This is a genomic window from Roseateles sp. P1_C6, assembly GCF_056406315.1.
On the sequence record NZ_JBFUAK010000005.1, the window covers coordinates 388,683 to 411,954 of the forward strand.

Annotated in this window: 24 protein-coding genes; 2 read left to right on the top strand and 22 right to left on the bottom strand. The window is 70.3% G+C overall.

Features of this window, described 5'->3' with window-relative positions; translation table 11 throughout:
* Positions 1 to 6 precede the first annotated feature (6 nt).
* From AC1D29_RS13115 to AC1D29_RS13125, 3 genes are all read right to left on the bottom strand, one after another.
* Positions 7 to 2,073 carry a primosomal protein N' gene (locus tag AC1D29_RS13115; RefSeq protein WP_477897951.1) on the bottom strand — a complete coding sequence of 689 codons (2,067 nt, stop codon included), beginning with the start codon at positions 2,071 to 2,073 and terminating at the stop codon, positions 7 to 9.
* Between the two features lie 319 nt (positions 2,074 to 2,392).
* Positions 2,393 to 3,481: a uroporphyrinogen decarboxylase gene (hemE, locus tag AC1D29_RS13120; RefSeq protein WP_477897953.1), complete on the bottom strand. Its 1,089-nt coding sequence runs from the start codon at positions 3,479 to 3,481 to the stop codon at positions 2,393 to 2,395.
* 16 nt (positions 3,482 to 3,497) lie between these two features.
* Positions 3,498 to 4,334 (bottom strand): D-hexose-6-phosphate mutarotase, encoded by an 837-nt coding sequence (locus tag AC1D29_RS13125; protein WP_477897955.1) that lies wholly within the window; start codon positions 4,332 to 4,334, stop codon positions 3,498 to 3,500.
* A gap of 164 nt (positions 4,335 to 4,498) precedes the next feature.
* Here AC1D29_RS13125 and AC1D29_RS13130 point away from each other — a divergent pair, with 164 nt between their 5' ends.
* Positions 4,499 to 5,743 (top strand): serine hydrolase domain-containing protein, encoded by a 1,245-nt coding sequence (locus AC1D29_RS13130; protein WP_477897956.1) that lies wholly within the window; start codon positions 4,499 to 4,501, stop codon positions 5,741 to 5,743.
* Positions 5,740 to 6,462 carry a class I SAM-dependent methyltransferase gene (locus AC1D29_RS13135; protein WP_477897958.1) on the top strand — a complete coding sequence of 241 codons (723 nt, stop codon included), beginning with the start codon at positions 5,740 to 5,742 and terminating at the stop codon, positions 6,460 to 6,462. The genes AC1D29_RS13130 and AC1D29_RS13135 overlap by 4 nt, the downstream gene beginning before the upstream one ends.
* Before the next feature lie 3 nt (positions 6,463 to 6,465).
* Here AC1D29_RS13135 and AC1D29_RS13140 read toward each other — a convergent pair whose 3' ends face one another.
* From AC1D29_RS13140 to AC1D29_RS13230, 19 genes are all read right to left on the bottom strand, one after another.
* On the bottom strand, positions 6,466 to 7,359 hold the full coding sequence (locus AC1D29_RS13140; RefSeq protein ID WP_477897960.1) for a polysaccharide deacetylase family protein: 894 nt from the start codon (positions 7,357 to 7,359) through the stop codon (positions 6,466 to 6,468).
* 35 nt (positions 7,360 to 7,394) lie between these two features.
* Complete coding sequence (locus AC1D29_RS13145; RefSeq protein ID WP_477897961.1) at positions 7,395 to 8,063, bottom strand: 4'-phosphopantetheinyl transferase family protein; 669 nt, start codon at positions 8,061 to 8,063, stop codon at positions 7,395 to 7,397.
* Between the two features lie 18 nt (positions 8,064 to 8,081).
* Positions 8,082 to 8,519: an excinuclease ATPase subunit gene (locus AC1D29_RS13150; protein WP_477897963.1), complete on the bottom strand. Its 438-nt coding sequence runs from the start codon at positions 8,517 to 8,519 to the stop codon at positions 8,082 to 8,084.
* Between the two features lie 62 nt (positions 8,520 to 8,581).
* The gene (locus AC1D29_RS13155; protein ID WP_477897965.1) at positions 8,582 to 9,001 is read right to left on the bottom strand and encodes a hypothetical protein; all 420 of its coding nucleotides are present in this window, start codon (positions 8,999 to 9,001) and stop codon (positions 8,582 to 8,584) included.
* Between the two features lie 39 nt (positions 9,002 to 9,040).
* Entirely contained in the window at positions 9,041 to 10,279 is a 1,239-nt protein-coding gene (locus AC1D29_RS13160; RefSeq protein WP_477897967.1) for a beta-ketoacyl-ACP synthase, read from the bottom strand.
* A complete protein-coding gene (locus tag AC1D29_RS13165; RefSeq protein WP_477897969.1) occupies positions 10,276 to 11,001 on the bottom strand; it encodes a 3-ketoacyl-ACP reductase FabG2 in 726 nt (241 codons plus the stop codon). The genes AC1D29_RS13160 and AC1D29_RS13165 overlap by 4 nt, the downstream gene beginning before the upstream one ends.
* Entirely contained in the window at positions 10,998 to 11,456 is a 459-nt protein-coding gene (locus tag AC1D29_RS13170; protein ID WP_477897971.1) for a hotdog family protein, read from the bottom strand. The genes AC1D29_RS13165 and AC1D29_RS13170 overlap by 4 nt, the downstream gene beginning before the upstream one ends.
* A complete protein-coding gene (locus tag AC1D29_RS13175; RefSeq protein ID WP_477897973.1) occupies positions 11,449 to 12,621 on the bottom strand; it encodes a beta-ketoacyl-ACP synthase in 1,173 nt (390 codons plus the stop codon). The genes AC1D29_RS13170 and AC1D29_RS13175 overlap by 8 nt, the downstream gene beginning before the upstream one ends.
* Positions 12,618 to 13,172 (bottom strand): DUF3261 domain-containing protein, encoded by a 555-nt coding sequence (locus AC1D29_RS13180; RefSeq protein ID WP_477897975.1) that lies wholly within the window; start codon positions 13,170 to 13,172, stop codon positions 12,618 to 12,620. Before AC1D29_RS13180 ends, AC1D29_RS13175 begins: the two co-directional genes overlap by 4 nt.
* On the bottom strand, positions 13,169 to 14,245 hold the full coding sequence (locus AC1D29_RS13185; RefSeq protein ID WP_477897977.1) for an SAM-dependent methyltransferase: 1,077 nt from the start codon (positions 14,243 to 14,245) through the stop codon (positions 13,169 to 13,171). The genes AC1D29_RS13180 and AC1D29_RS13185 overlap by 4 nt, the downstream gene beginning before the upstream one ends.
* Positions 14,238 to 16,523, bottom strand: coding sequence for an MMPL family transporter (locus AC1D29_RS13190; RefSeq protein WP_477897979.1), 2,286 nt, complete (start codon positions 16,521 to 16,523; stop codon positions 14,238 to 14,240). The genes AC1D29_RS13185 and AC1D29_RS13190 overlap by 8 nt, the downstream gene beginning before the upstream one ends.
* Positions 16,520 to 17,110, bottom strand: a complete 591-nt coding sequence (locus AC1D29_RS13195) for a LolA family protein (protein ID WP_477897981.1) — start codon at positions 17,108 to 17,110, stop codon at positions 16,520 to 16,522. The genes AC1D29_RS13190 and AC1D29_RS13195 overlap by 4 nt, the downstream gene beginning before the upstream one ends.
* On the bottom strand, positions 17,107 to 17,523 hold the full coding sequence (locus tag AC1D29_RS13200) for an acyl-CoA thioesterase (RefSeq protein WP_477897983.1): 417 nt from the start codon (positions 17,521 to 17,523) through the stop codon (positions 17,107 to 17,109). The genes AC1D29_RS13195 and AC1D29_RS13200 overlap by 4 nt, the downstream gene beginning before the upstream one ends.
* Positions 17,516 to 19,042 (bottom strand): HAL/PAL/TAL family ammonia-lyase, encoded by a 1,527-nt coding sequence (locus tag AC1D29_RS13205; RefSeq protein WP_477897985.1) that lies wholly within the window; start codon positions 19,040 to 19,042, stop codon positions 17,516 to 17,518. The genes AC1D29_RS13200 and AC1D29_RS13205 overlap by 8 nt, the downstream gene beginning before the upstream one ends.
* Positions 19,023 to 19,943, bottom strand: a complete 921-nt coding sequence (locus tag AC1D29_RS13210; RefSeq protein WP_477897987.1) for an LpxL/LpxP family acyltransferase — start codon at positions 19,941 to 19,943, stop codon at positions 19,023 to 19,025. Before AC1D29_RS13210 ends, AC1D29_RS13205 begins: the two co-directional genes overlap by 20 nt.
* The gene (locus AC1D29_RS13215; protein ID WP_477897989.1) at positions 19,940 to 20,746 is read right to left on the bottom strand and encodes a glycosyltransferase family 2 protein; all 807 of its coding nucleotides are present in this window, start codon (positions 20,744 to 20,746) and stop codon (positions 19,940 to 19,942) included. Before AC1D29_RS13215 ends, AC1D29_RS13210 begins: the two co-directional genes overlap by 4 nt.
* Positions 20,743 to 22,410 carry an ApeI family dehydratase gene (locus AC1D29_RS13220; RefSeq protein WP_477897991.1) on the bottom strand — a complete coding sequence of 556 codons (1,668 nt, stop codon included), beginning with the start codon at positions 22,408 to 22,410 and terminating at the stop codon, positions 20,743 to 20,745. The genes AC1D29_RS13215 and AC1D29_RS13220 overlap by 4 nt, the downstream gene beginning before the upstream one ends.
* On the bottom strand, positions 22,407 to 22,964 hold the full coding sequence (locus AC1D29_RS13225) for a COG4648 family protein (protein WP_477897993.1): 558 nt from the start codon (positions 22,962 to 22,964) through the stop codon (positions 22,407 to 22,409). The genes AC1D29_RS13220 and AC1D29_RS13225 overlap by 4 nt, the downstream gene beginning before the upstream one ends.
* 13 nt (positions 22,965 to 22,977) lie before the next feature.
* A complete protein-coding gene (locus tag AC1D29_RS13230; RefSeq protein WP_477897995.1) occupies positions 22,978 to 23,271 on the bottom strand; it encodes an acyl carrier protein in 294 nt (97 codons plus the stop codon).
* Position 23,272 lies beyond the last annotated feature (1 nt).

Sequence of the window (23,272 nt, forward strand, 5' to 3'; positions counted from 1 at the left end):
GCGGCTTCAGATCGCCAGCGGGTCCACGTCCACGGCCCAACGCAGCACGGCCTTGTGCTCGCGCTTGAGCGCGATCAGCGCCGGCACCCAGCCGCGCAAGAAAGCTTGCAGTCGCGCCCGCTGCGCGGCCTCCACCAGCATCTGCATGCGCTCCACGTCCGCCACACGCGCCACCGCGTGCGGCACCGGCGGGTAGACCAACACCCCCTCGTCCTGCGCCAGCTCCGCCGCGGCGGCCAGGAAGGCCTTGGCGGCATCCACCGTGCGCGCCTCGGCACGCAGCAATGCCAGGTGCGAGAACGGCGGCAGGCTGGCGGAGCGGCGCTCGGCCAGTTGGTCGGCGGCGAAGCGCACGTAGTCGTGCCGCGCCAGCGCCTGGTACAGCGCATGGTCGCGATGCCAGGTCTGCACCCACATCTCCGCGGGTGTCTCGCCCGACGCATCCCGCCCGGCACGGCCGCCGGCCTGCATCAGCAGCGCGAACAGGCGCTCCGGTGCGCGGAAGTCGCTGCTGAACAAGGCCCCGTCCGGATTCACCGCCGCGACGAAGCGGATGCGGCGGAAGTCATGCCCCTTGGTGATCATCTGCGTACCGACCAGGATGTCCACGTCGCCGTCATGCACCGCCTGCAACTGCGCCTCCAGCTCGCCCTTGCGGCGCGTGGAGTCGGCGTCGATGCGCAGCACGCGCGCACCCGGCAAGGCCTCACTCAGCTGCTCCTCCAATTTTTCGGTGCCACGGCCGATGGGGGCGATGTCGTGGTTGCCGCAGTTGGGGCAGGCGCTCGGCACGCGCTCGGTGAAGCCGCAGTGGTGGCAGCGCAACGTGCGGTCGCGCTTGTGGAAGACGCGCCACGCGCTGCAATGCGGGCAGTCGCTCTTCCATTGGCATTCGCCGCAGTGCAGCACTGGCGCGTAGCCGCGGCGGTTCAGGAACACCAGGCTTTGCTCGCCGCGCTCCAGCCGCTCCTTCAGCGCGGCCAGCAGCGGTGCAGTCAGCGCGGTAGTGACGCCGGCCGTCGGCGGCAAGGCCTTCATGTCGAACAGGCGCACGCGCGGCAGCGCACCGCCGCCGATGCGCGCGGCCAGTGTCAAGCGCTCGTAGCGGCCCGATTCGGCGTGCTGCCAGCTCTCCAGCGACGGCGTGGCCGAGCCCAGCACGACGGGCAGTCTCAGGTCGTGCGCGCGCCAGACCGCCAGGTCGCGCGCCGAGTAGCGGGCACCGTCCTGCTGCTTGTAGGACGGGTCATGCTCCTCGTCGACGACGATGAGCCCCAGCTCCGGCATCGACGCGAACACCGCCAGCCTCGTGCCCAGCACCAGCCGCGCACGGCCCAGGTGGGCGGCCAGCCAGTTCTGCAGACGCTGCGCTGGTGTCAGCGCACTGTGCAACGACACGATGGCCGCCGGCTGCGGCAGCAGCGCCGCGAAGCGTTCCGTGAAGCGGGCCTCCAGCTGCGGCGTCAAGTTGATCTCGGGCACCAGCACCAGCACCTGGCGGCCGGCGGCCAGCGCCGCCTCGGCCGCCCGCAGGTAGACCTCGGTCTTGCCGCTGCCGGTGACGCCGAACAGCAGCAGCGGCTTGGGCGTGCCGCCGGCGATCTGGGCGGCAATGCGCGCAACGGCCTGGGCCTGCTCGGGCGCCAGGTCCGGCTTGACCGGCTCGGGCACCGCCACGGGCTTGGCCGCCTTGCGGTCCAGCTTGCGCTGCCGCGCCGCCAGCTGCTCGGGCGACAGTTCGCGCAGCTGTGGCGGCAGCACCGCGCTGGCCAGCTCGCCGACGCTGCGCTGGTAGTAGCCGGCTGCGAATTCCAGCAGCCGGCACCAGTCGGCACCCAGCGGCGGCAGCGCATCGAAAACCGCGGCGACCGGGCGCAGCGCCAGCCCCGACTCCGGTTCGGCATCCCCCGGCCAGACGACGCCCAGCAACTCGCGCTTGCCCAGCGGCACCCGCACCAAAGAGCCAAGTGCGAGCACCTGCTCACTCGCGTAATCAAGCGGGCTATTGAGGCCGCTGTGCTGCGGTGCATCCACAGCGACGCGCACCACGACGGACGCTCGCGGCTCAGTCACGCGCTGCTCCGTGCGTCTTGTGAAGCGACAGCTCAGGAACCAGAGCCAAGTCCATGATTTGCAAAGCTTCTTGGGTTGCCCACAATTTCTGTGGATAAGTTTGTGAGCAAATCCCCTTGCGAGGGCCGATAGAAGGCGCCGCTCGAGCCGACCGCCCCAGGTCCGCGCTTTGGCGCGATTTGCACGCCGCCTTGAAAATCAAGCACTTAGCACGAATTCGGGAAAACTCTTAGGTGCATCGCACCAATCTTCAACTACGCGGCCCGCATCCCAATAATTGGGGATAAGTCGCCGCACAAGTGCAGATTTGACGGACCAGTCAGAGCCCCGCACGCAGCCGGCGTGAATGGCTGTGCACCTCTTCGACCAGGGCCGTCACGCTTTCGGGCGGCGTGAACTGGCTGATGCCATGGCCCAGGTTGAAGATGTGGCCGCTGCCCGCCGTGGGCTTGCCGAAGCTGTCCAGCACCGCGCGCGCCTGAGCGCGGATGGCTTCGGGTGGCGCGAAGAGCACGTTGGGGTCCAGGTTGCCCTGCAGCGCGACGCGGTCACCGACGCGCGCACGGGCGGCGCCCAGATTCATCGTCCAGTCCAGGCCCACCACGTCGGCGCCGGCGTCGGCGATCTCGTCCAGCCACAGGCCACCGCCCTTGGTAAACAGGATGCGCGGGATGCGCACGCCTTCATGCTCGGTCTTCACCGCACTGAGCACCTGGCGCGAATAGGCCAAGCTGAACTGCTGGAACGCACCGTCCGCCAACACGCCGCCCCAGGAGTCGAACAGCATGACGGCCTGGGCGCCGGCCTCGATCTGCGCGTTCAGGTACGCGGCCACCGAGCGGGCATTGATGTCCAGCATGCGGTGCATCAGGTCCGGGCGCGCGTACATCAGGCTCTTGACCTGGCGGTAGTCGTCCGAGCCGCCGCCCTCGACCATGTAGCAGGCCAGCGTCCACGGGCTGCCCGAGAAGCCGATCAGCGGCACGCGGCCATTGAGCGCCTGGCGGATGGACGTGACCGCATCGAACACGTAGCGCAACTTGTCCATGTCCGGCACGGCCAGCGCCGCGACAGCCGCCTCGTCGCGCACGACCTTCGCAAACTTCGGCCCCTCGCCCTGCTGGAACGTGAGGCCCAGACCCATCGCGTCGGGCACGGTCAGGATGTCGCTGAACAGGATGGCCGCGTCCAGCGGGTAGCGCTCCAGCGGCTGCAGCGTCACCTCGGTCGCGTAGTCGCGGTTGGTGGCCAGGCCCATGAAGCTGCCGGCCTTTTCGCGCGTGGCGCGGTACTCGGGCAGGTAGCGGCCGGCCTGGCGCATCAGCCAGATGGGCGTGTGATCGGTGGGCTGGCGCAGGCAGGCGCGCAGGAAGTTGTCGTTCTGCAGGGGGGCGAAGCTGGAAGGCATGCCCCGATTATCCGGGTCAGGGTAGCGCCAGACTCTGGCGTCCGACCCAACTCTCGCCGGCTTGCAGTTCAACGGGGCGGCCGATGCTGGCGGCCTCCACGCACAGCATCTCCGACCAGCCCTCGGGCGGCATGTCCGCCAGCTTGGCGCAACGCTCGGGGCCGGGGTTCCAGATCACCGCGTCCTCGAAACCCTGCTGACGGACGACGACCTGGCGGCGATCCTCGGCCACCAGCAGCGGCCGCTCCTTCACGCCGAAGTAGATGCGGTCCAGATCCAGCACGCCCTTCTCGCCGGTCAGCAGCAGGTCCATGCGCTGCAGCGCCTCGGCCTGCTTGATGCTGTCGAAGTAGCGCAGCCCGGTCAGGCCCTCGACGCTGACCGCGTCCAGGTCCGCCACGCGCAGATAGGTGTGCAGCGCTGCGGTGAACTGCAGCGGCGTGTCGCCCAGGTTCTCGCAGGCCAGCTCGATGTCCAGGCTGCGGCCGCCCACGCGCACGCTCAGCTCCAGCTCGAAGGCGTGGGGCCACAGCTTGCGCGTCTCGTCGCTGTCGCGCAGGCGCATGACGGCCAACGCATCGTCCTTGCCCTGCTGCTGGAGGACCAGTTCCCACGGCAGCGTGCGCGCAAAGCCATGCTTGGGCAGCGGGCCCCGCTCCGAGAACTGCGGGAAGCACACCGGCACACCGCCACGTATGGCCTTGCCGGGCACGAACTCGCTGCGCGGGGACAGGTAGAGCTGCTCGGGCGCGCCGGCGGGCTGCCAGGACAGCAGGTGGGCGCCGTGCGGCGAGAGGCGGATGCAGGCGCCATCGGGCGATTGCAGGGTGAGGGTGTCAGCGGGCCAGTTCATGCAGCCGGATTGTCGGGCCTTGGTCGCCGGCCTTGGCAAGCGCCGCGTCGGCCTCGGTGAGGCTACCTAGAATCGCGCTCCCCAAAAAAAAGAACTCGACGAGATCCCTTCATGACACTGGCCGGCCCGCTCCGCGCTGCAGATGACCGGAGCCAACCGCGCCCATGAGGTCGGTTGCGTTGCTGTGCCTGCTGGCCTTGCTGAGCGGCTGCGGGCAGCTGACCCGCCAGGCGCCCGAGCCGGCCACCATGGCTGTGCCGCGCGAGCCGTTGTCCGCGGGCGTGGCGCGGCTGGTGCAGCCGGTGCTGGACGCGCACGAGACGCCAGGGCTCATCGTCGGCGTGGCCACGCCCGACGGGCAACGGCACTTCTTCAGCTACGGCCAGGGCGAGACGACGGGCGCGCCGCTGGGCCCTGGGACGCGCTTTCCCATCGGCTCGCTGACCAAGGGCTACACCGCCGCGCTGCTGAGCGTGCTGGTGGACGAGGGCCAGCTGCACTGGGACGACACGCTGGCACAGCTGCTGCCCGACCTGCACCTGAACCCGCAGGCCGGGCGCATCACGCTGCTGCAGCTCGCCACCCACAGCGCCGGCCTGCCGCGCCAGCCGACCGAACTGCGCATGCTCACCGGCCTGCTGCGCTTCACCTTCACTGGCAGCAACTTCTACCAGGTGCTGGACGCCAAGCGGCTGGCGCGCTTCATGGCCGGCTTCACGCCGCCGCCACATCCCGAGCCCGCCTATTCCAACATCGGCTACGCGCTGATCGGCATGGCCATCGAGGCCCGCACCGGGCGCCCGCTCGCGTCGCTGCTGGCCGAGAAGGTGTTGGCGCCGCTGCAGTTGGCGGACACCGGCTTCGAGCCCGGCTCGATCCACCGCGCGCAGGGCCACGCCGGCGACCAACCCTATTTCATGCCGCGCGGCCGACCGGTTGCCGACTGGCGTTTTCCAGCCGCGATGCAGGGCTCGGCCGCGCTGTACTCCAGCGCCGCCGACCTGCTGGAGTTCGCCGTCGCGCATCTCGATGCCGACACCGGCCCGCTCAACCACGTGCTGGCCGACAACTTGCGCGTGCGCACACCGCGCCGCCAGGACGCGCCCGGCGTCGCCTGGGTCACCGACGAGTTCGAGGGCATTCCCATCACCAACCAGGTCGGCATGGCCGTCGGCCACACGGCCTACGTGGGCCTGCACCGCGAGAGCCGCATCGCCGTGGTGGTGCTGCAGACCAGCTTCAACTGGGATTTCAAGATCGGGCACAAGCTGCTGTTGCGCCTGGTGCGCGGGCAAATCGACTGGACCGCCGCGCCCGAGGTCGCGCCACAGCAAGCCCATATCATCGCCGCCGGGCGCCCGGACAGGGAGCGACAGCACGCCGCGCGTCCCAGCCACTCGTCACCATGAATTCAATCCAGCCCTCCTCAGCCACGGCACGCGCGCCGGCCTTCGTTCCCGAAACCCGCTTCGGGCTGTGGTTCCTGTCCACCGCCACCTGGCGCGTGCACGTGCTGGGCCGCGCGCTGACCGACCTGCAGCGCATGGCGCCCGACGCACCGCGTGGCGGCGTGATGCTGGACATCGGCACCGGCCAGGGCCATTCGCTGCCGGAGCTGGCCGCGCGCTTCGCGCCGGCGCAGATCCACGCGCTGGACCCCGAGCCCGACTTCGAGGCACGCTGCGCCGCCATGGTCGCCGCTTGCCCCGTGCCCGTCACGCTGCACGCCGCGCACGCCGAGCGCATCCCGCTGCCGGACGCGTCGGTGGACATGGTGCTGTGCCACCAGACGCTGCACCACATCGTCGACCAGGCCGCGGCGCTGGCCGAGGTGTTCCGCGTGCTCAAGCCCGGCGGCCTGCTGCTGCTGGCCGAAAGCACGCGGGCCTACATCCACAGCTGGATCATCCGCCTGCTGTTCCGCCACCCCATGCACGTGCAGCGCAGCGCGCCGGAGTTCCTGCAGCTGCTGCGCGACGCCGGCTTCGAGCTGAGCGACGAGCGCACCAGCACGCCCTACCTGTGGTGGAGCCGTTCCGACCTGGGCGCGCGGGAATGGCTGGGCTTCGGTGTGCCCAAGGACCGCGAGGAAACGCTGCTCAACGCCGTGGCACGCAAGCCGGCCTGACGCTCAGGGCTGCTCGACGGGCAGCAGCCAATGCAGCAGCGAGGTCCAGAAGCCGGGGATGCGGATCTGCACGCTCGGGTCCGTCAAGGCACGCGCCAGCGCCGCTGCCTCGACTGAATCGGCCGAGTCATAGAACGGCCGCTCGGCCAGCGGCAGGCCCGCCTTGGCCGCGCTGTCGAGCAGGATCTGCAGGTACTCGTCGATGTGGCTGGCGGTGAACGGGTTCACGTCGTGGAAGGTCACGACCACCGGCCGCACGCCGTCCACCAGCGGAATGTCGGCCACATGCCGGCGCAGCTCGCGCATCTGATGCTCGAAGTGCGAGCGCCGGCGCAGGCTGAAATTGGGCCAGGGGATCTTGCCGTCGTTGGCCGACAGGTCGGTCATCACCAGGCTCAGGCCACGGCGCTGGTAGGCGGCGAACGTGCGGGCGTCGTAGCGCCAGTGCGGCGGGCGCACCAGCGAGGGCTGGCGGCCCGACAGCGCAAGGTGCGCGGCCAGGCCCATGTCCAGGCTGTAGGCCAGGTCGTCGTCGCTGAGCCGCGTGTGGCTGGTGTGGCCCGGCGTGGCGGTGTGAAAGCCCAGCACATGGCCGTCGCGCAGCGTGCGCTGGATGAGCGCACGGCCCTGTGGCGTCGCGCCGCCGTTGGTCGCGCCGGTCTGCACGAAGAACAGCGCCTTGATGCCGGGCTGGATGGCGTTGTGCGCCAGGCAGTCCAAGATGCGCGCCGTGGGGTTGTCGGCTTCGCGGGCGCTCGGGCCGTCGTCGAAGCTCAGCAACAGGCGGATGGGCGCCGCATCGGGCGTCTGTGTGGCCGGCGCCGACGGGCTGGCCCAAGCCCCAGCCGCCACCAGCAGCCATGCCACCACCATTCCAGCGCGCCATTGCCGCGTCATCCCGCCCTTCATGACCAAAATCCTGGGGCGGCAGTTTAGGTGGAGGTGATCAGGCGTCGTGCGCGGCTGCGCTGCCAGGCCGCATCCGGCAGGCCTTCCATCTGCTGCGGCAGCGCGGGGTCGGCGGCAACGGCCAGCACCAGATCACCCACCGTCACCACGGCCACGTCACCGTGCGGGTCTTCGTTGAAGGCCAGCGCGCGCATCAAAGGGAAATCCAGACCGCGCTCGCGCGCCTTCAGCCAGGCCTCCTTCAGCGTCCACCACTGCAGGAACGGCAGCGCGCGCGCACCCGCCGGCAGCGCGGCCAGCTGCTCGCGTTGCGCCGCGCTGTGCACGGTCTCGGCGAGTGCCAGGTGGTCGCGCGGCCGCGCCAGGCTTTCGACGTCGACACCGACGGGCATGCTGCACACGGCGCAGGCCACGGCCCCGGCGCTGTGGCTGATCGACACATGGACACCGGCGATGCCGGCCACGCGGCAGGCACCGCTGTCGGCCACGTCCAGCACGGGCAGGCGGTCCACGCCCCGCCAGCGCTGCACCGCGCGGCGAGCCAGCCAGCGGCCTGCGAGAAAGGTATTGCGCCGCGCGTCGGTGCCGAGCGCCTGCAGGCGCGCGGCCTCGGTGGCCGTCAACCAGGCCCGCGGCGCCGCCATCCCGGCGTGCAACTCGGGCTCGGTGTCCAGCAGGCAGAGCAGGCTCACCGCGCCCCGGTCAACCGGTCACTCCACCTTCGCATAGGTGCCGCGCAGCGCCACGCCGATGATGAGGGCGCCCGCATGGCATTCGAAGTCCGTCGCGCTCTTGTACTCGTGCTTCTTGTAGTAGCTGACGATGTCGATGACGGCGTTGGCACCATGGCGCTTGGCGCTGTCCTGCAGGTTGATCAGCGCGCTCAGCGCCGCCCACTTGCAACCGAACTCGTCGCTCTTGCCGACGCCGTTGGTCTTGGGGTTGCTGACATCGGTCGCGAAGCGCTTGATGACCTTGGGCGTGGTCTGCCCGGCCAGGAAGAACTTCATCGCCGGGTCCAGCTTCTCCTTGGCCTCGGGCATCTCCAGCACATCGGCCAGCGGCAGGTGCAGCACGGTGTCACGCGCCCAAGCAGGGGCGCAAGCCAGCGCCGACAGGGCGGCCAAGGCGACGAGACGAGACTTCATGAACGAACTCCTTGAGTGAGGTCCAGCGCAAGCCGCGGCGCCTGGGCAGCAAGCCTACAACATCACTTCAGCGTCAGCAGCGTGACTTCGCTGGCGATGTCGCCGCTCAAGTTGCGCAGCCACATGTTGTAGGTCGGGTGGATGCGCTGGCGCTCGACGTCGGCGTTGAGGTTGTAGCTGTTCGCGTAGCCGAGCTGGTAGCCCGTGGCGTCATAGGTCACCTTCACCGTGGCCTCGTGCTTGCCCTGGCGGCTTTGCTTCAGGCGCAGCTCACCGGGGGCTTCGTCCAGCAGCTGCCAGTTGCGGCGGGCGCCGGCACGGATGATGGCGGTGCGCAGGCTGTCCTGCGTGATGCTGGCGTGCTGCTGCACGGCGACGCGGTCGGGGTTCCACATCGGCTCATCCCGGGCCGAGGCCGTGCCCAGCACCAGGCCGAGGCTGGCGGCCACCAGCAGTTGCTTGAGTCGAGGTGCAGAAATCATCGTGAACTCCCTTGGGTTGGTGTTGGACAAATCATGCCGTCAGAGCCGGCGCAGGATCAGTGACGTGTTGATGCCACCGAAGGCGAAATTGTTGGTCATCGCGAACTCCATGTCCAAGCGGCGTCCGCCGGCGAGCACATAGTCCAGTTCGCCGCAGCGCGGGTCCACCTGTTGCAGGTTCAGCGTCGGCGCGAACCAGCCGGCCTTCATCATCTCCAGCGTCATCCAGGTCTCGAGAGCCCCGCAGGCGCCCAGCGTGTGGCCCATGTAGCTCTTCAGCGAGGAGATCGCCGTGCGGCTGCCCAGCACGGCCTGCGTGGCCTGGCTTTCGGCCACGTCGCCCTGGTCCGTCGAGGTGCCGTGCGCGTTGACGTAGGGAATCGCGCTGGCGGGCAGGCCGGCGTCGTCCAGCGCCAGCCGCATGGCCTGGCCCATCGTGGCGGACTGCGGCTGCGTGACATGCGTGCCATCGCAGTTGGTGCCGTAGCCGACGATCTCGCCCAGCATGTGCGCGCCGCGCGCCTTCGCGTGCTCGTACTCCTCCAGTACGAAGGTGCAGGCGCCTTCGCCCAGCACCAGGCCGTCGCGGTCCTTGTCGAAGGGCCGCGGCGTCATGCGCGGCTGGTCGTTGTACTTGGTGCTGGTAGCGAACAGCGTGTCGAACACGGCCGCCTGCGTCGGGTCCAGCTCCTCGGCGCCGCCGGCCAGCATGGCGACCTGCTTGCCGCTCTGCACGGCCTCGTAGGCATAGCCCAGGCCCTGGCTGCCCGACGTGCAGGCGCTGCTGGTCGTGATGATGCGGCCCGTGATACCGAAGAACACCGCGATGTTGACGGTCGCCGTGTGCGACATCATCTTCACGTAGGTGTTGGCGTTGATGCCCTCGATGCTCTTGGCACTGATCATGCGACCGAAGTCGCCGACGGCACTGGGCGTGCCGCTGGAGCTGCCGAAGCTCACGCCCAGCTTGCCGCTGGTCACCAGCGGGTCGCCGATCAGGCCGGCCTGCGCCAGCGCCAGCTCGGCCGAGCGCGTGGCCATCTGCGCCACGCGGCCCATGCTGCGCATGCTCTTGCGGTTGTAGCGGTCGGCCGGCAGTTCGAACGGCGCACAGGGCACCCCCACCTGCGTGTTGAGGCCTTCGTAGTCGGCCCAGTCCTGCATGCGCTGGACCTTGTTGGCCTCGGCCCGCAGGCTGTCCATGACCGTCTCGACGTCGTGCCCCAGTGGCGACAGCGCGCCGATGCCGGTGATCACAACGCGTTTTCTTGCACTCATCCCACCATCCCCCCGTTCACCGAGATCACCTGTCGCGTGATGTAGGCCGCGTCCGGCCCCATCAGGAAACTCACCAGCGCCGCCACCTCTTCGGGCCGACCCACGCGCTTGGCGGGGATGATCTTCAGCGCTTCTTCCACCAGCGCAGCGTCGATCATGTCGGTCTCGATCAGCCCCGGTGCGACGCAGTTGACCGTGATCTTGCGGCTGGCCAGCTCCACCGCCAGCGCCTTGGTCGCGCCGATGATGCCGGCCTTGGCCGCGCTGTAGTTGACCTGGCCGCGGTTGCCCATGATCCCGGACACCGACGCCAGCGTGACGATGCGCCCGGCCGCCTTGCGCCGCACCAGCGGCATCGTCAGCGGTTGCAGCACGTTGTAGAAGGCGTCCAGGTTGGTGTGGATGACGGCATCCCAGTCCTCGCCCGTCAGTGCCGGAAAGGCGCCGTCGCGGGCGATGCCGGCGTTGCAGACGACGCCGTAATAGCAGCCATGGGCCTCGACATCGGCCAGCAGCGCGCTCGCAGTGGCCTCGCGATCGGCCACATCGAACTGCAACACGCGGGCCGTGCGGCCCAGCGCCTGGATCTCGGCCGCGGCGGCGTCGGCCTGCTCGCGCTCCTTGCGGCAATGCAGGACGAGGTCGTAGCCGTCCTGCGCCAGGCGCAGCGCGATCGCGCGGCCAATGCCGCGGCTCGACCCGGTGACGAGCACCGTACTCATAGGTTTTCTCCGTTCAAGAATGCGCTCGGGTCCTCGGGCCCGAACACCGTCAGTTGCGCGCTGGCCAGTTCCACGCCGTCCGCATGGATGCGGCATTCGAACTGGCCCAGCCCGTTGTCGGCCTGGTAGCCGCGTTCGATGTCCACCTGCAGGCGCTGCCCCGCCGCAAAGCGCGGCACGCTGCAGCGATAGCGCCGCGTGCCCAGCAGAAGGCCGATGCGCGGCGCATGGCCTTGCGCACGCGCCTGCCAGCCGGCCCAGGCGGCGACGGCCTGGGCCATGTATTCGATGCCCACCCAGGCGCCCACGCCGCCCTCGTGGCTGAACAGGCCTTGCGCGGGCACGACGACCTCGGCGCACAGGCGCTCGCCTTCGGCGGTCAGCAGGCGGTCGAGCAGGCACATCGGGCCCTGATGGGGCACCAGCTCCATGATGGGCGGCAGCGTCTCAGTCATGACTCAGCACCAGCGCGGCGTTGTTGCCGCCAAAGGCAAAGGAATTGCTCATCACATGGCGTGGCGCGGCGGCCAGGCGCTGGCCGGGCGCAACGAGCGTGATCTGCGGCAGCTCGGCGTCGCGCTGGCCATCGAAGTGGTGAACCGGCAGACGCCCGTCGCCGGCGACCGTCAGCCAGGCGATGGCCGCCTCAATGGCGCCGGCAGCGCCCAGCGCATGGCCCGTCAGCGGCTTGGTCGATGAGCAGGGCAGCGCAAGGCCGAACAGCTCGGCCACCGCATGGCTCTCCATCGCATCGTTCTGCGGCGTGGCGGTGCCGTGCAGGTTCAGGTAACCGATGTCGGCGGGCGTGAGCCCGGCACGCTCCAACGCCTCGCGCATCGCCGCCAGCGCGCCGCGGCCGGTCGGCTCGGGGGCCGAGATGTGGTGGGCGTCCGAGCTTTCGCCATAGCCCGACAGACACACGGCCGACGGCTCCCGGCTCAGCACGAAGAGTGCCGCGCCTTCGCCGATGTTGATGCCGGCGCGCGTGGCGCTCATCGGCCGGCAGCGTGCCGCGTCGACCGAGTCCAGCGCCGCGAAGCCTGCGACCGTCATGCCACACAACGCGTCCACGCCGCCCACCAGCACCGCGTCGCACAGGCCGGCGCGCAGCAGCCGCGCACCGCTGGCCAACGCCTTGGCGCCCGACGAACAGGCGGTCGACACGACATAGCGCGGCCCACCCAGGCCGAGCAACTGGGCCAGCATCAGCGCGGGCGAGCCAAGCTCCTGCTGCTCGACATGGAAGCCTGCCGGCAACTGGCCTTCGCGGGTGTGCGCGGCAATGGCGGCCTCGCTCTCGGCGACGCCGGACGTGCTGGTGCCCAGCACGACGCCCACGCGGTCCGCGCCGTGGCGGGCAATCGCTTCATCCACCTGAGCGCGGATCTGCATCAGCGCCGCCAGCAGCAGCGCGTTGTTGCGGCTGCGCTGTGGCAGCGGCAGATGCCCGAGCGACGGCAATGCCGCCCGCACAGCGCCGAGGTGCAGTTCATGCCCCGGCCAGACCGCGCCGTTCGCGGCCACACCGCTGGGCTCGGCGGCGAACACCGCGTCGCGCAGCGCGGTCAGGTCATGGCCGGCTGCGCAGATGACGCCGGGCGGCTGCAGGTAGAGGTTCATGAGGCCTCCTGCGGTTGCGACTCGATCAGCAAGCGATAGCCCTCGGCCCAATTGACGATCTCGACGATGTTCGCGCCCGGGCGCTGCACCACCAAGCGGGCTTGCCCGCCTTGCTGCAGCTCCTGCCCCGCGGCGGTCTGGACCCAGGTCCAGCCCTCGGGCAGCGCGGCGCGCACGGCCTCGGCCGGCCAGAACGTCAGGCAGAGGTCGCGCAACATGCGGTCGGTATCCACTTCGGCGGGCAGGGCCACATGGCGCTGCACGCGCAAGTCCTTGCCGTCCCATTGCATCAGCAGCACGCGCTGGCCGAACGCAAAGCCGGCGAGCAGCAGGCCGGAGGCGTCGAGCTGCAGTTGCACCTCGACACGCTGTGGCGGCGCGTCGGGGTGGTCCAGCCGCGTGACGGACAGGCGCTGGCTGAGCGCATAGCGCGCGCTGCCCAGTGCCGCCGGCGGCAGGCGCAGCGCCGGCATGTCACTGCGCGCGGGCGGCGCGCTGGCGCAGCCGGCCAGCGCCAGCAGCATCAGCAGGGATCGGCGCGACAAGCTCATGCGCGGGCAAACCTCAGCAGGCTGTGGCAATAGCCGATGCCGTCGCGCACCGTCAGCAGGCGCAGGCCGGCGGCTTCGGCCAGGCGGATGTAGTCGGCGCTCTCGTAGACCTTGCTGTTGCCGCTGGCCATGGCCGTGAAGTAGGGTGACGTGTTGATCAGGCAGAACGCCGCGATGTCGTAGCGCTGGCGGTCCCAGAAGGTGTCCATCACCAGCACCTGGCCGCCGTCGGCCAGGCTGGCCACGACGCGCTGGAAGATGCTGGCAATCTGGTCCTCACCGAAGCAGCTGAGGAACTGGCTCATCCAGACCAGGTCCATGCCACCAGGCAAGGCCAAGTCGGGGTCGAGCAGGTCGCGCGGGTGCAGATGCGCGCGCCCACGCAAGCCGTCGGCCGCGAGGTTGGCTTCGGCCACCGCGAGCTGCTGCGGCAGGTCCACCAGGTTCAGCTCGACCCGCGCGTCGTAGGCCAGCGCGGCGCGGCTGAACTTGCCCGTGTTGGCGCCGATGTCCATCAGCCGACGCGGCGCGGTGGCGAACACGTCGGGGAGGATGTCGGGGAAGGAGGTGTCCGAGTAGTGGTGGTCGAACGCGAACCAGCTCGACTTGGCCGGCTCGGGCAGATCGGCCAGTGCAGGGTAGATGCTGGGCCAGTCGCCCAGGTGCTGCAGGCCCAGCGGCTTGCCGGCGTCCAGCGACCGCTCCAGTTCGAACAGGCCCTGGTAGCAGACGTCGTGGATGAAGTCGAAGTTGACGCGCGTGATGTCATCGGAGATCAGGCAGAAGCCCGTCTTGTCGAGCTGCCAGCGGCCGCCTTCGATCAGCACCACGCCGGCCGACAGGCAGGACTCCAGCACCAGCTTCAGCGCATAACGGCTCCAGCGGCCGGTGGCTTCCAGCTCGTCCAGCGTGGCGCCACCGTCACCCGCCTCGGCCAGCGCCTCCAGCATGCCGCGCTTCCAGGCGTAGTGCACGCAGTGGAAAACCACCGGACCGAAGGCGATCTTCTGGGCCTCGAAGCGCGCGTCGAAGGCCCGCTGCTTGGATGGCGAGAATTTTTTGGTCTCAAGCATTGGGCATGAAGAGTGGGGTGAGCAGCCAGGCCAGGAAGACGCCGATGAGCAGGGTCAGCCCAAAGGCATGCAGGGCCGGTGTGCCGGACAGCGCCAGCAGACCGAAGGACAACAAGGTCGACGCAGCAGCCAGCGTCACTGACAGGAAGGGCCGAGTCTCGCCCCGTCCGGGCTGTTCGAGCAGGAAGATGCCGTAGTCCACACCCAGGCCCAGCAGGATGAGCAGAGGCAGGATGTGGAAGAGCTGCAAGACCTGGCCGCTGATTGAAAGCATCGCCACGGTGAGTGCGCAGGCCAGCGCCGTGGGCGCCAGCGCGCGCCAGGACTTGCGGCCGAAGCGCCAGGCCAGTGCCGCCCAGGTCAGCACGAAGCCCAGCACCAGCACCAGGGACATCAGCTCGCGGTAGCGGCCCAGCAGCGTGCTGACCTCGCCCACCTTGTCGACCCAGGTGACGCCGGCTAGCTTCAGTGAAGCCAGCGCCGCGCGGGTCTCGGCGGCATCGGCTCCGTGCAGCAGCACGACGCTGCCCTGCCCTGCGCCGAGGCGGCCCAGCCACTGGGCGCGCACCGGCTCGCTGGCGGAGCTGGCAAGCCAGGCCTGGGGCGAGAGTTCGATGCGGGCGGTTGCCGAGGACGCCACCGGCTGGCCGAGCCGTTGCGCCAGCAGCGGCCGCATCTCGGCCATGCGGCGCGCCGCCAGCGCGGCATCCTCACGCTGGCGGCGCAGCGAAGGCAGCCAGTCGCTGACGGCCTGCACACCGAGCCGCATGCCGCGCAAACTTGCCGTCAGCGCTTCTTCGCGCTCCAGCAGCTCCTGCTCGCTGCCGCCCTGCACGACGAAGAACTGCGCCAGGCCGGGCGCCTGCATCAGCCGCGCGAACTCGCGCTGCTGAGCGACCAGGGCGGACGGTGCGGACTGCAGCTGGCGGATGTCGTCGTCGACACGCAGGCGGCTGGCGCCCCAGGCGACGAGCAGCGCGGACACCAGCAACAGCACCGTCAAGCCACGCGCCTGCAGGCTGGGCCACAGCGCGCGCCGCGAGCCCAGCCAGTGCGCGAAGCGCGTCGGCGCCATGCGGCCCGCGCCGTCCAGCAGCGGGAACCACCACAGCACGGTCACGAAGGCGGCGACCAGGCCGACCGCCGAGAACACGGCGATCTGGCGCAGGCCCGGGAAGGGCGGCAGCGCCAGCAGCGCGTAGCCGATGACGGTCGTTGCCATCGCCAGGCTGACAACGGGAATCTGGCGCGACAGCATGGCCCAGCGCTCACCGGCCTCCAGGCCCTGGCGAGCGCTGAAGTAGTTGCTGCCGTAGTTCTCGGCCACGCCCAACAGGCTGGCGCCAAACACCAGCGTGACGAGGTGCAGCTCGCCGAACACCAGCAGGCTCACCGACGCTGCGACGGCCAGGCCGACCGCCATGGACAACGCCACCAGCAGGCGCGGGCGAATCGAGCGGAAGGCCAGCAGCGTCAACGCGACGATGCCCACCAGCGAGCCCAGGCCGATGGTGTGGATCTCGCGCTCGGCCTGCTCGGCCGCGGCGGCGGCGAACAGCGGCACGCCGGCGCGGATGACCTGGGCGCCCTGCCCTTCAGCCGCCCGCACCGCGGCGTCCAGCCGCGGCTGCAGCGCGCGCTGGGCACCGATCTCGAAGCCCGAACCGGGCAGCTCGATCAGCACCAGCGCGTAGTGGTGATCTGGCGCATCGGCGTCGGTCAGCATCAGCCGGCCGTCCTGCACGCGCACCCGGCTGGTCTGGCCGCGCTCGGCCAGCCATTGGCCCAAGAGGTTGAGCGGGTCGTCGGCCCACGCGCCCACGCGCGGCCCGCCGACGGGCTGGTAGAGCGCGGCCAGCGCCTGGTCGGCCAGCTCCGCGGTTGGTACGTCGGCCAGCCGCGCACGCGCTTGCGGCGACAGCAGCCCGGCGCGCACCGGCGTGTAGAGGTTCAGCCAGGCTTGGCTGTCGGCGTCGGCGACGCGGTGGCGCGCGGGGATGTCGCCCAGTGCCTGCAGGAAAGCATCCGCCGCGCGCTGGGCCTGCGCCGCGCCAGCACCGCCGATCAGCACCGTGACGCGGCGCGAGCCCGCGTCGGCCAGCGCCTGCGTGGCCTGCGCCGCCAGCGGGCGCTGTTCGTCGCGCGGCAGCATGGCCAGCATGTCGGTCACCGGCAGGCGCTTGTGCACCGCCCAGTGCCAGACGTTGTGCGCCACGCAGGCGAGCACGAGCACCAGCCACAGGGCCGCCAGGCGACGGGTGGTTTGCGCCAGGCTCACTGGAACAGGCCCGGCTCGGGAGCTGCGTCCACGCGCTGGCCCGTGAGCTGGATCAGGCTCTCGTCGCCATTGGCCTCGAACAGCTGGATGCGGCGCACGAAGCCGTCACCCTCCAACTCGACCTTCTTCAACACCTGCTGCAACGCGCCGGGCTTGGGTGTCAGCGACAGCTGCCAGCTCGCTCCTTTGGTAGTGCCGGTCAGCTCGAACACATCGGCCAGGCCGCTGACGTCGCCGTTGAGCAGCGAGAACATCAGCGTGGTGATGAGGCGCACGGCGGGCTCGCGTGCGGCGTCCAGCCGCATGGCGGTCTGGCCGCCCTGCGTTGCGCGGATCTCGTTCTGCGTCAGGCGCAGCTCGCTGGCAAAGGGCTTCAGCGAGCGCCACAGCACGCCGCGGCCGCGAGCGGCGACGAAGTTGCCGGTGGACACCAGCGGCTTGGCGAAGCCCGGCACCTTCTTGGTCTGCGTGAACTCGCCATGCAGCCATTCGGGCTGCTGCAGGCGCTCGCGCACGGCCTGCGCCAGGCCGGGCTCGGCGATGGCCGCCACGGGCCACAGGGTGATCAGCAGCGCGCGACGCTTCATGCCGGCCCCACGCCCAGCTTCTGCCAGAGGATGGGCGGGCAGACCCACTCCATCTCGCGCGTGGCGATGTTCAGCGCCACCTGGATGGTGTGGGCCTTGTGGATGACCTTGTCGGTCAGCGCGTCGCGGATGACGTAGTCGACCTTGATGCGGTTCTCCCACTCGACGATCTCGGCGCGCACGATGACGCGGCGGCCGTAGGGCAGCATATCCACGTACTTGAGCCGCATGTCGACGATGGGCCAGGCGTAGCCGGACTCGCGCATCTGCGGGTAGTCGTAGTCGAAGCGGGCCATCAGCGCATTGCGGGCCAGCTCCAGGTACTTGACGTAGTGCCCGTGCCAGACGATGTCCATCGGGTCCAGGTCATGGAAGGCCGGGCTGATCTCGATCTCGTGCCAGAGCTCAGGCATAAAGGCTCCAGGCCTGCGCGCGGATGGCGTCCAACAGGCTGTGCAGTTCGCGGTCCAGCGCACGATCTTCATTGATCAGCGGCAGGCGCTCGGCGAGGTCGCCCTGCATGGCGGCCAGGTTGGGCGTGAGGGCCAACGGCGCCTGCTTGTCGCGCAGCTCGACACCCTGACGAGCGGCGATCAGCGTGGCGGCGACGACCTGCTCCGTCAGGTCCAGCACGCGCAGCGCGTCGCGCGCGGCGATGGTGCCCATGCTGACCTTGTCCTGGTTGTGGCACTCGGTCGAGCGGCTGAATACCGAGGCCGGCATCGTCTGCTTGAGCGCCTCGGCCGTCCAGGCGGACACGCTGATCTGCAGCGCCTTCAGGCCATGGTTGATGGCCGCGCGCTCGCCGCTGGCACCGCTCAGATTCGCCGGCAGGCCGTGGTTGTAGCGGGCGTCCACCAGCAGCGCGAGCTGACGGTCCAGCAGGTCAGCGATGTTGGCGACAGCCGTCTTCAAAGTGTCCATGGCCATCGCGATGTGGCCGCCGTAGAAGTGGCCGCCGTGCAGCACGCGCTCCTCTACGGGGTCGATCAGCGGGTTGTCGTTGGCGCTGTTGAGCTCGTTCTCGATGAGCTGGCGCAGCCAGGGCAGCGCGTCTTCCAGCACGCCGATGACGTGGGGCGCGCAGCGCAGCGAGTAGCGGTCCTGCAGGCGGTGGTCGTTGCGCGAAGGCTTGTCGCTGGCGAGGTCGGCGCGCAGGCGCTCGGCCACGCGCTGCTGGCCGGCGTGCGGCTTGGCGGCGAACAGCGTTTCATCGAAGTGGTGGGCGTTGCCGGCGCTGGCGACGACGTTCATCGCCGTGATGCGCGTGGCGAGCCTGGCGAGGTAGTCGGCGCGCGCAAAGGCCAGGCAGGCCAATCCGGTCATGACGGCCGTGCCGTTCATGATGGCCAGGCCCTCCTTGGGGCGCAGGCGCAGCGGCGTCGCGCCCACGGCGCGCAGGGCCTCGGCGGCCGGCAGCGTCTCGCCGTTGACGCTGACCTCGCGCTCGCCGCACAGCACCGCGGCGAGATACGACAACGGCGTCAGGTCACCGCTGGCGCCGACCGAGCCCTCGCTGGGGATCAGCGGCAGGATGTCGTGCGTCAGCAGCGTCTCGATCTGGCGCAGCAGGTCCAGGCTGACGCCCGACAACCCTTGGCACAGCGACGCGAGGCGCGCGCCCAGCACGGCGCGGGTCTGCTCTGGCGTCAGCAGCGCGCCGGCACCAATGCCGTGATAGGTGTAGAGGTGGTGCGGCAGCTCGGGCACCAGCGCCGGCGGCACGGCCACGGTGCAGGAGTCGCCATAGCCGGTGGTGACGCCGTAGACGACGCCGTCCTCTGCCAGCAGGCGGGTGACGAAGTCGGCGCCGGCCTGGATGCGGGCCTGGAACTCGGGCGCGCGGCCCAGCTCGGCGTTGGCCTGGCGGCGGGCCAGCGCGACGATGTCTTCAAGTGCCAGACGCTGGCCGTCAAACGTGATGGGCGACATCGGGGCGATCCCAGAAAGCGTAGAAGTTGAACCAGTCATAGGGTGAACGGCGCAGCCGCGCGGCCAGCGCATCGGCAAAGCGGCGGGCATGCTCGGTCAGCGCGGCCTCGCGGGCGCGGCGCGGCAGCAGCACCTTGTCGGCCAGCAGCTCGAACTCCAGCGCGTAGCCGTCACCCTCGTGCAGGCTGAGCATCAGGAACAGCGGACAGCCCAGCAGGCCAGCGATCAGGTAGGGCCCGACCGGGAAATCGGCGTCGGCGCCGAGGAAGGGAATGCGCACGGTCTTGCTGCCGCGCACCGGCACGCGGTCGCCGGCGATGGCGATGAACTCGCCGGCCGCGACGCGCTCGGCCAGCTTCAGCGTCAGGCCCATGTCCAGGTCGCTGACCTCGATCAGCTCGACCCCGCGCTGCGGGTTCAGCCGCGCCAGGATGCGGTTGAAGCTCTCGGCATGCTTGGTGTGCACCAGCACGTTGACCTTGATGTCGCGGTGCGTCTCGGCCAGCGCCTGGCACAGCTCGAGACAGCCGGTGTGGGCGGTGACCAGCACGGCGCCCTGCCCCGTCAGCGCCTGGGCATGCACGGCGTCGGCGCCGCGCGCCTGCACGCGGTGCAGCGGGTAGCGGCCGGCGATGGCGAGCAGCTTGTCCAGCATGGTTTCGGCGAACAGGCGCACATGGGCCAGGCCCTCGCGCCAGCCCGCGGCGGGCTGCATGCGGCGCAGATAGCCCAGGCTGTGCGCGCGCAGCGCGGGGCGCGCGAGCCAGTAGACGAGCACGATGGGCCACAGCAGCCCGCTGAACACCGCGCGGCCCAGCAGCCGGTGCACGCCGAACAGCAGCCAGATGCCGGCGACGAAGGTGCTCTCTCCCATGGCGGCCCAGTGGCGTTCCGCCTTCATGCTGCAAGCTTTCGCCACAGCAGCAGCGGCGCGCGCCACAACATGCCGAAGAACAGCCGCGTGTGCATGGCCGAGATCAGCACGTTGTCGTGCCAGACGCGGAAGTGGGAGACCCCATCCTCGGGGTAGCGCACGCGCGTGGGCAGGTTGGTGACCTTCATGCCGGACCACACCAGCCGCACGGCGATCTCAGTGTCGAAGTCCATGCGCCGGCCGATGTACTGGCGCTCCATGCAGCGCAGCGTCGCCGCCAGCGGGTAGATGCGAAAGCCGCACATCGAATCGCGCACGGCGAACGACAGCGTGTTGATCCAGACCCAGATGTGCGTGGCGTAGCGGCCGTACAGGCGCGCCTTGGGCACGCTGTCGTCATAGATCGGGTGGCCGCAGATCAGGTTCGCCGGCTCGGTGGCGGCGGCGGCCGCGAAGGCGGGCACGTCGCGCGTGTCGTGCTGACCGTCGGCGTCGATCTGCAGCGCATGCGTCCAGCCCAGCTGCGCGGCGCGGCGCAGGCCGGTCATGACGGCGCCGCCCTTGCCCTGGTTGGTGCTCAGCCGCTCCAGAAAAACCTCGGGCTGCTGCGCCAGCGCGTCCAGCACGGCGGCGCAGCCGGGTTCGCTGCCGTCGTCCACCAGCAGCACGGGCAGGCCATGCGCGCGCAGCGCGGCAGTGACGCGGCCCACCGGGCCGCCGTGGTTGTAGACCGGGATGACCGCGCCCAGGGCCACTGGCGCACCCTTCGCGCTGCGCGCTGTCCCGCCAGGCGGGAGCTGAGCCTCTTCGGGCGGCCGGGTGAGGCTCATGGCGTCGTGAACAGCAGTCGCCCGCTGGCGTGCTGGCCGAGGTCCGAGTGGTAGCGGAAGGCCAGCTTGCCCGGCGCCCATGAAAGGCTCAGCGTGACGTGCCGGCTCGGCGTGATGACACGCTGGAACTTCAGCGCTTCCATGCCGGCAAACTCGCCCGCGATGCCGAAACGCTCGCGGCCGAACAGCTCGGCCCATTCCAGCTGCACGACGCCCGCGAGGATGGGGTGGCCCGGAAAGTGGCCGTCGAACTGCGGCAGCGCCGGGTCGATGAACAGCGTCAGGTCCTGGCCCTCATCGTGGCGCCGGATGCTGCGCAGCGCCGGCCGGCGCGGGTCGAACTCGGCAAGCAGCCGGGCCTGCGTGGACTTGCCTTGCGCATTGACGGGCAGCTCAGGCAGGAAGCGAAAGCGCCGCGGCAGCGCCACGCGTTCGACAACGTCGGCGAGGCAGGCGCGCAGCGCTTCGGCCAGCGCGCGCTTGCCTTGCTCGTCGTGCAGCTGCCAGCCAGCCTCGCTGGGCACGGCGACAACGCCCAGCTGCTCGCGCGGCTCGGTCAGCGGCAGCAGGCGCAGGTCGGCGATCAGTGGCGAGGCGCGCAGCGCGGCCTCCACCGCGGTGAGGGACACGCGCTTCTCGGCGATCTTGACGATGCGGTCCGCGCGGCCACGCAGTTCGAAGCCGCCAGCGACGGCGGCAGCCCGGTCTGCGCTGGGCGTCCAGTCGCCGTCGTCCAGATGCGGCGAGCGCAGGCACAGGCCGTCGTCCTCGATGCGCCACTCAACGCCGGGCAGCGCCTGCCAGAACACGGGTGCGCCGGGGTTTCGCTGGCGCCAGGCCACGCCGCCGGTCTCGCTGCTGCCGTAGACCTCGATGGGTGCGCGGCCGAAGACGCGCTGGCAGTCGGGCAGGGCCGCGTCGGGCAGCGGCGCGCCGGAGCTGAACAGCTGGTCGACGCCCAACTGCGCGGCCAGGGGCAAACGGCTCAAGTGAGCGGGGCTGGCGATGAGGATGGCACGCGCGCCGGGCGGCGTCAGCTCGGCCAGGTCTTCGAGCACGACGAGACTCTGCGCCTGCACCGGCCGGCCCGTGGCCAGCGGCCACAGCACGCGGAACAGCAAGCCGTAGACATGCTGGTGCGACACGCTGGCCAGCACGGCCGCGCCGGGGCTGGTGGCGCCAAACGCCTGCTCCAGCGCCGTGATCTCGTCGAAGAGCTGGCGCAGCCGCTTGGGCAGCGCTTGAGGCTCGCCGGTGGAGCCCGATGTGAAGACGACGAGTTGCTGGGCCTCCGGGTCCAGCGGCCCCGTCGCGGGCGCTGGCGTGGCGGCCGGCTCGACGCGGGGCAGCTCTTCCGGATGCGGCCCGTCGCCGGCAAAGGCGTCGACACGGGCGCGCAGCGCCTGTCGGCTCGCGGGCGTCAGGTCGCCGGGCAGCCAGGCCTGCTTGCCCGCCTGCCAGGCGCCGAACAGCGCGGCCGCGAAGTGCAGGCTGTCCTGGAAATAGAGCGCGAAGCGTTGACCCGGGTGCGCGGCGAAAGCGGCCTGCCAGCGACCAGCCTCGTCAAGAAACGCAGCGCCCGAAACAGGCTCGCGGCGACGCCAGCCGACGACGGCAGGCGCCGCCAGCGTCAACCACGCAGCCAGGCGCTGGGCCGGGGTCACGCCTGGGCCTCCCTGGCATAGCGCGCGCGCAGGTGCCGGCGCAGCAGCCACTCGCCGCCCATCAGCGTGCCGATGAGGCCGTAGGCAATCAGGCCGTTGTACAGCGCCCAGACTTCTTCCGACGCCCACAGCGCCGTGGCGAGCGCGATGCCGCCGTTGAGCACGAAGAAGCCGCACCAGACCTGCGTGACGCGGCGCGTGTAGGCCACGCCGCGGGCGTCGAGGTCGGGGTCTTGCATGCGCGCGATGCGCTCGGCCACGCAGGGGCCGCGCACCAGGCTCAGGCCGAATACGGCCAGCAGCACGGCGTTGACCAGCACGGGATAGAGCTTGAGCGGCAGGCTCAGGTTGAGCAGCGCGGTGCTGGCGGCCAGCGCCAGCGCGGCCAGCGCCACCCAGCGGGCCTGCACGACTTGCGCACCACCGGCCAGCCAGCGCAGGCCGCCCAAGGCGAGCAGCAGCAGCGCGAGGTAGCGGGGCTCGACATGCCCCAGGCTGAAATAGACGATCAGCGGATACGCGGCCGTCAGGGCCAGCACCAGGGCCCAGCGCATCGCTTGGCCCGGATCAGGCGGTGGCCGCCGTCGGCTTGCCGCCGACTTCAGCATCGGCGGCGTCGGCCTTCAGCAAGCCTTGCAGCGCGTCGATGACGTCCTGCACGGTGCGCACGGCCTTGAAGGCCTCGGGCTGCAGGCGCTTGCCCACCAGGGGCTTGAGCTTCACGATGAGGTCGACCGCATCGATGCTGTCGATGTCCAGGTCGTCGTAGAGCTTGGCTTGCGGGGCGATGCGCTCGGCCTCGATGTCGAAGGTCTCGACGAGGATGCTGCGCAGGCGATCAAAAATTTCTTGGTCGGTCATG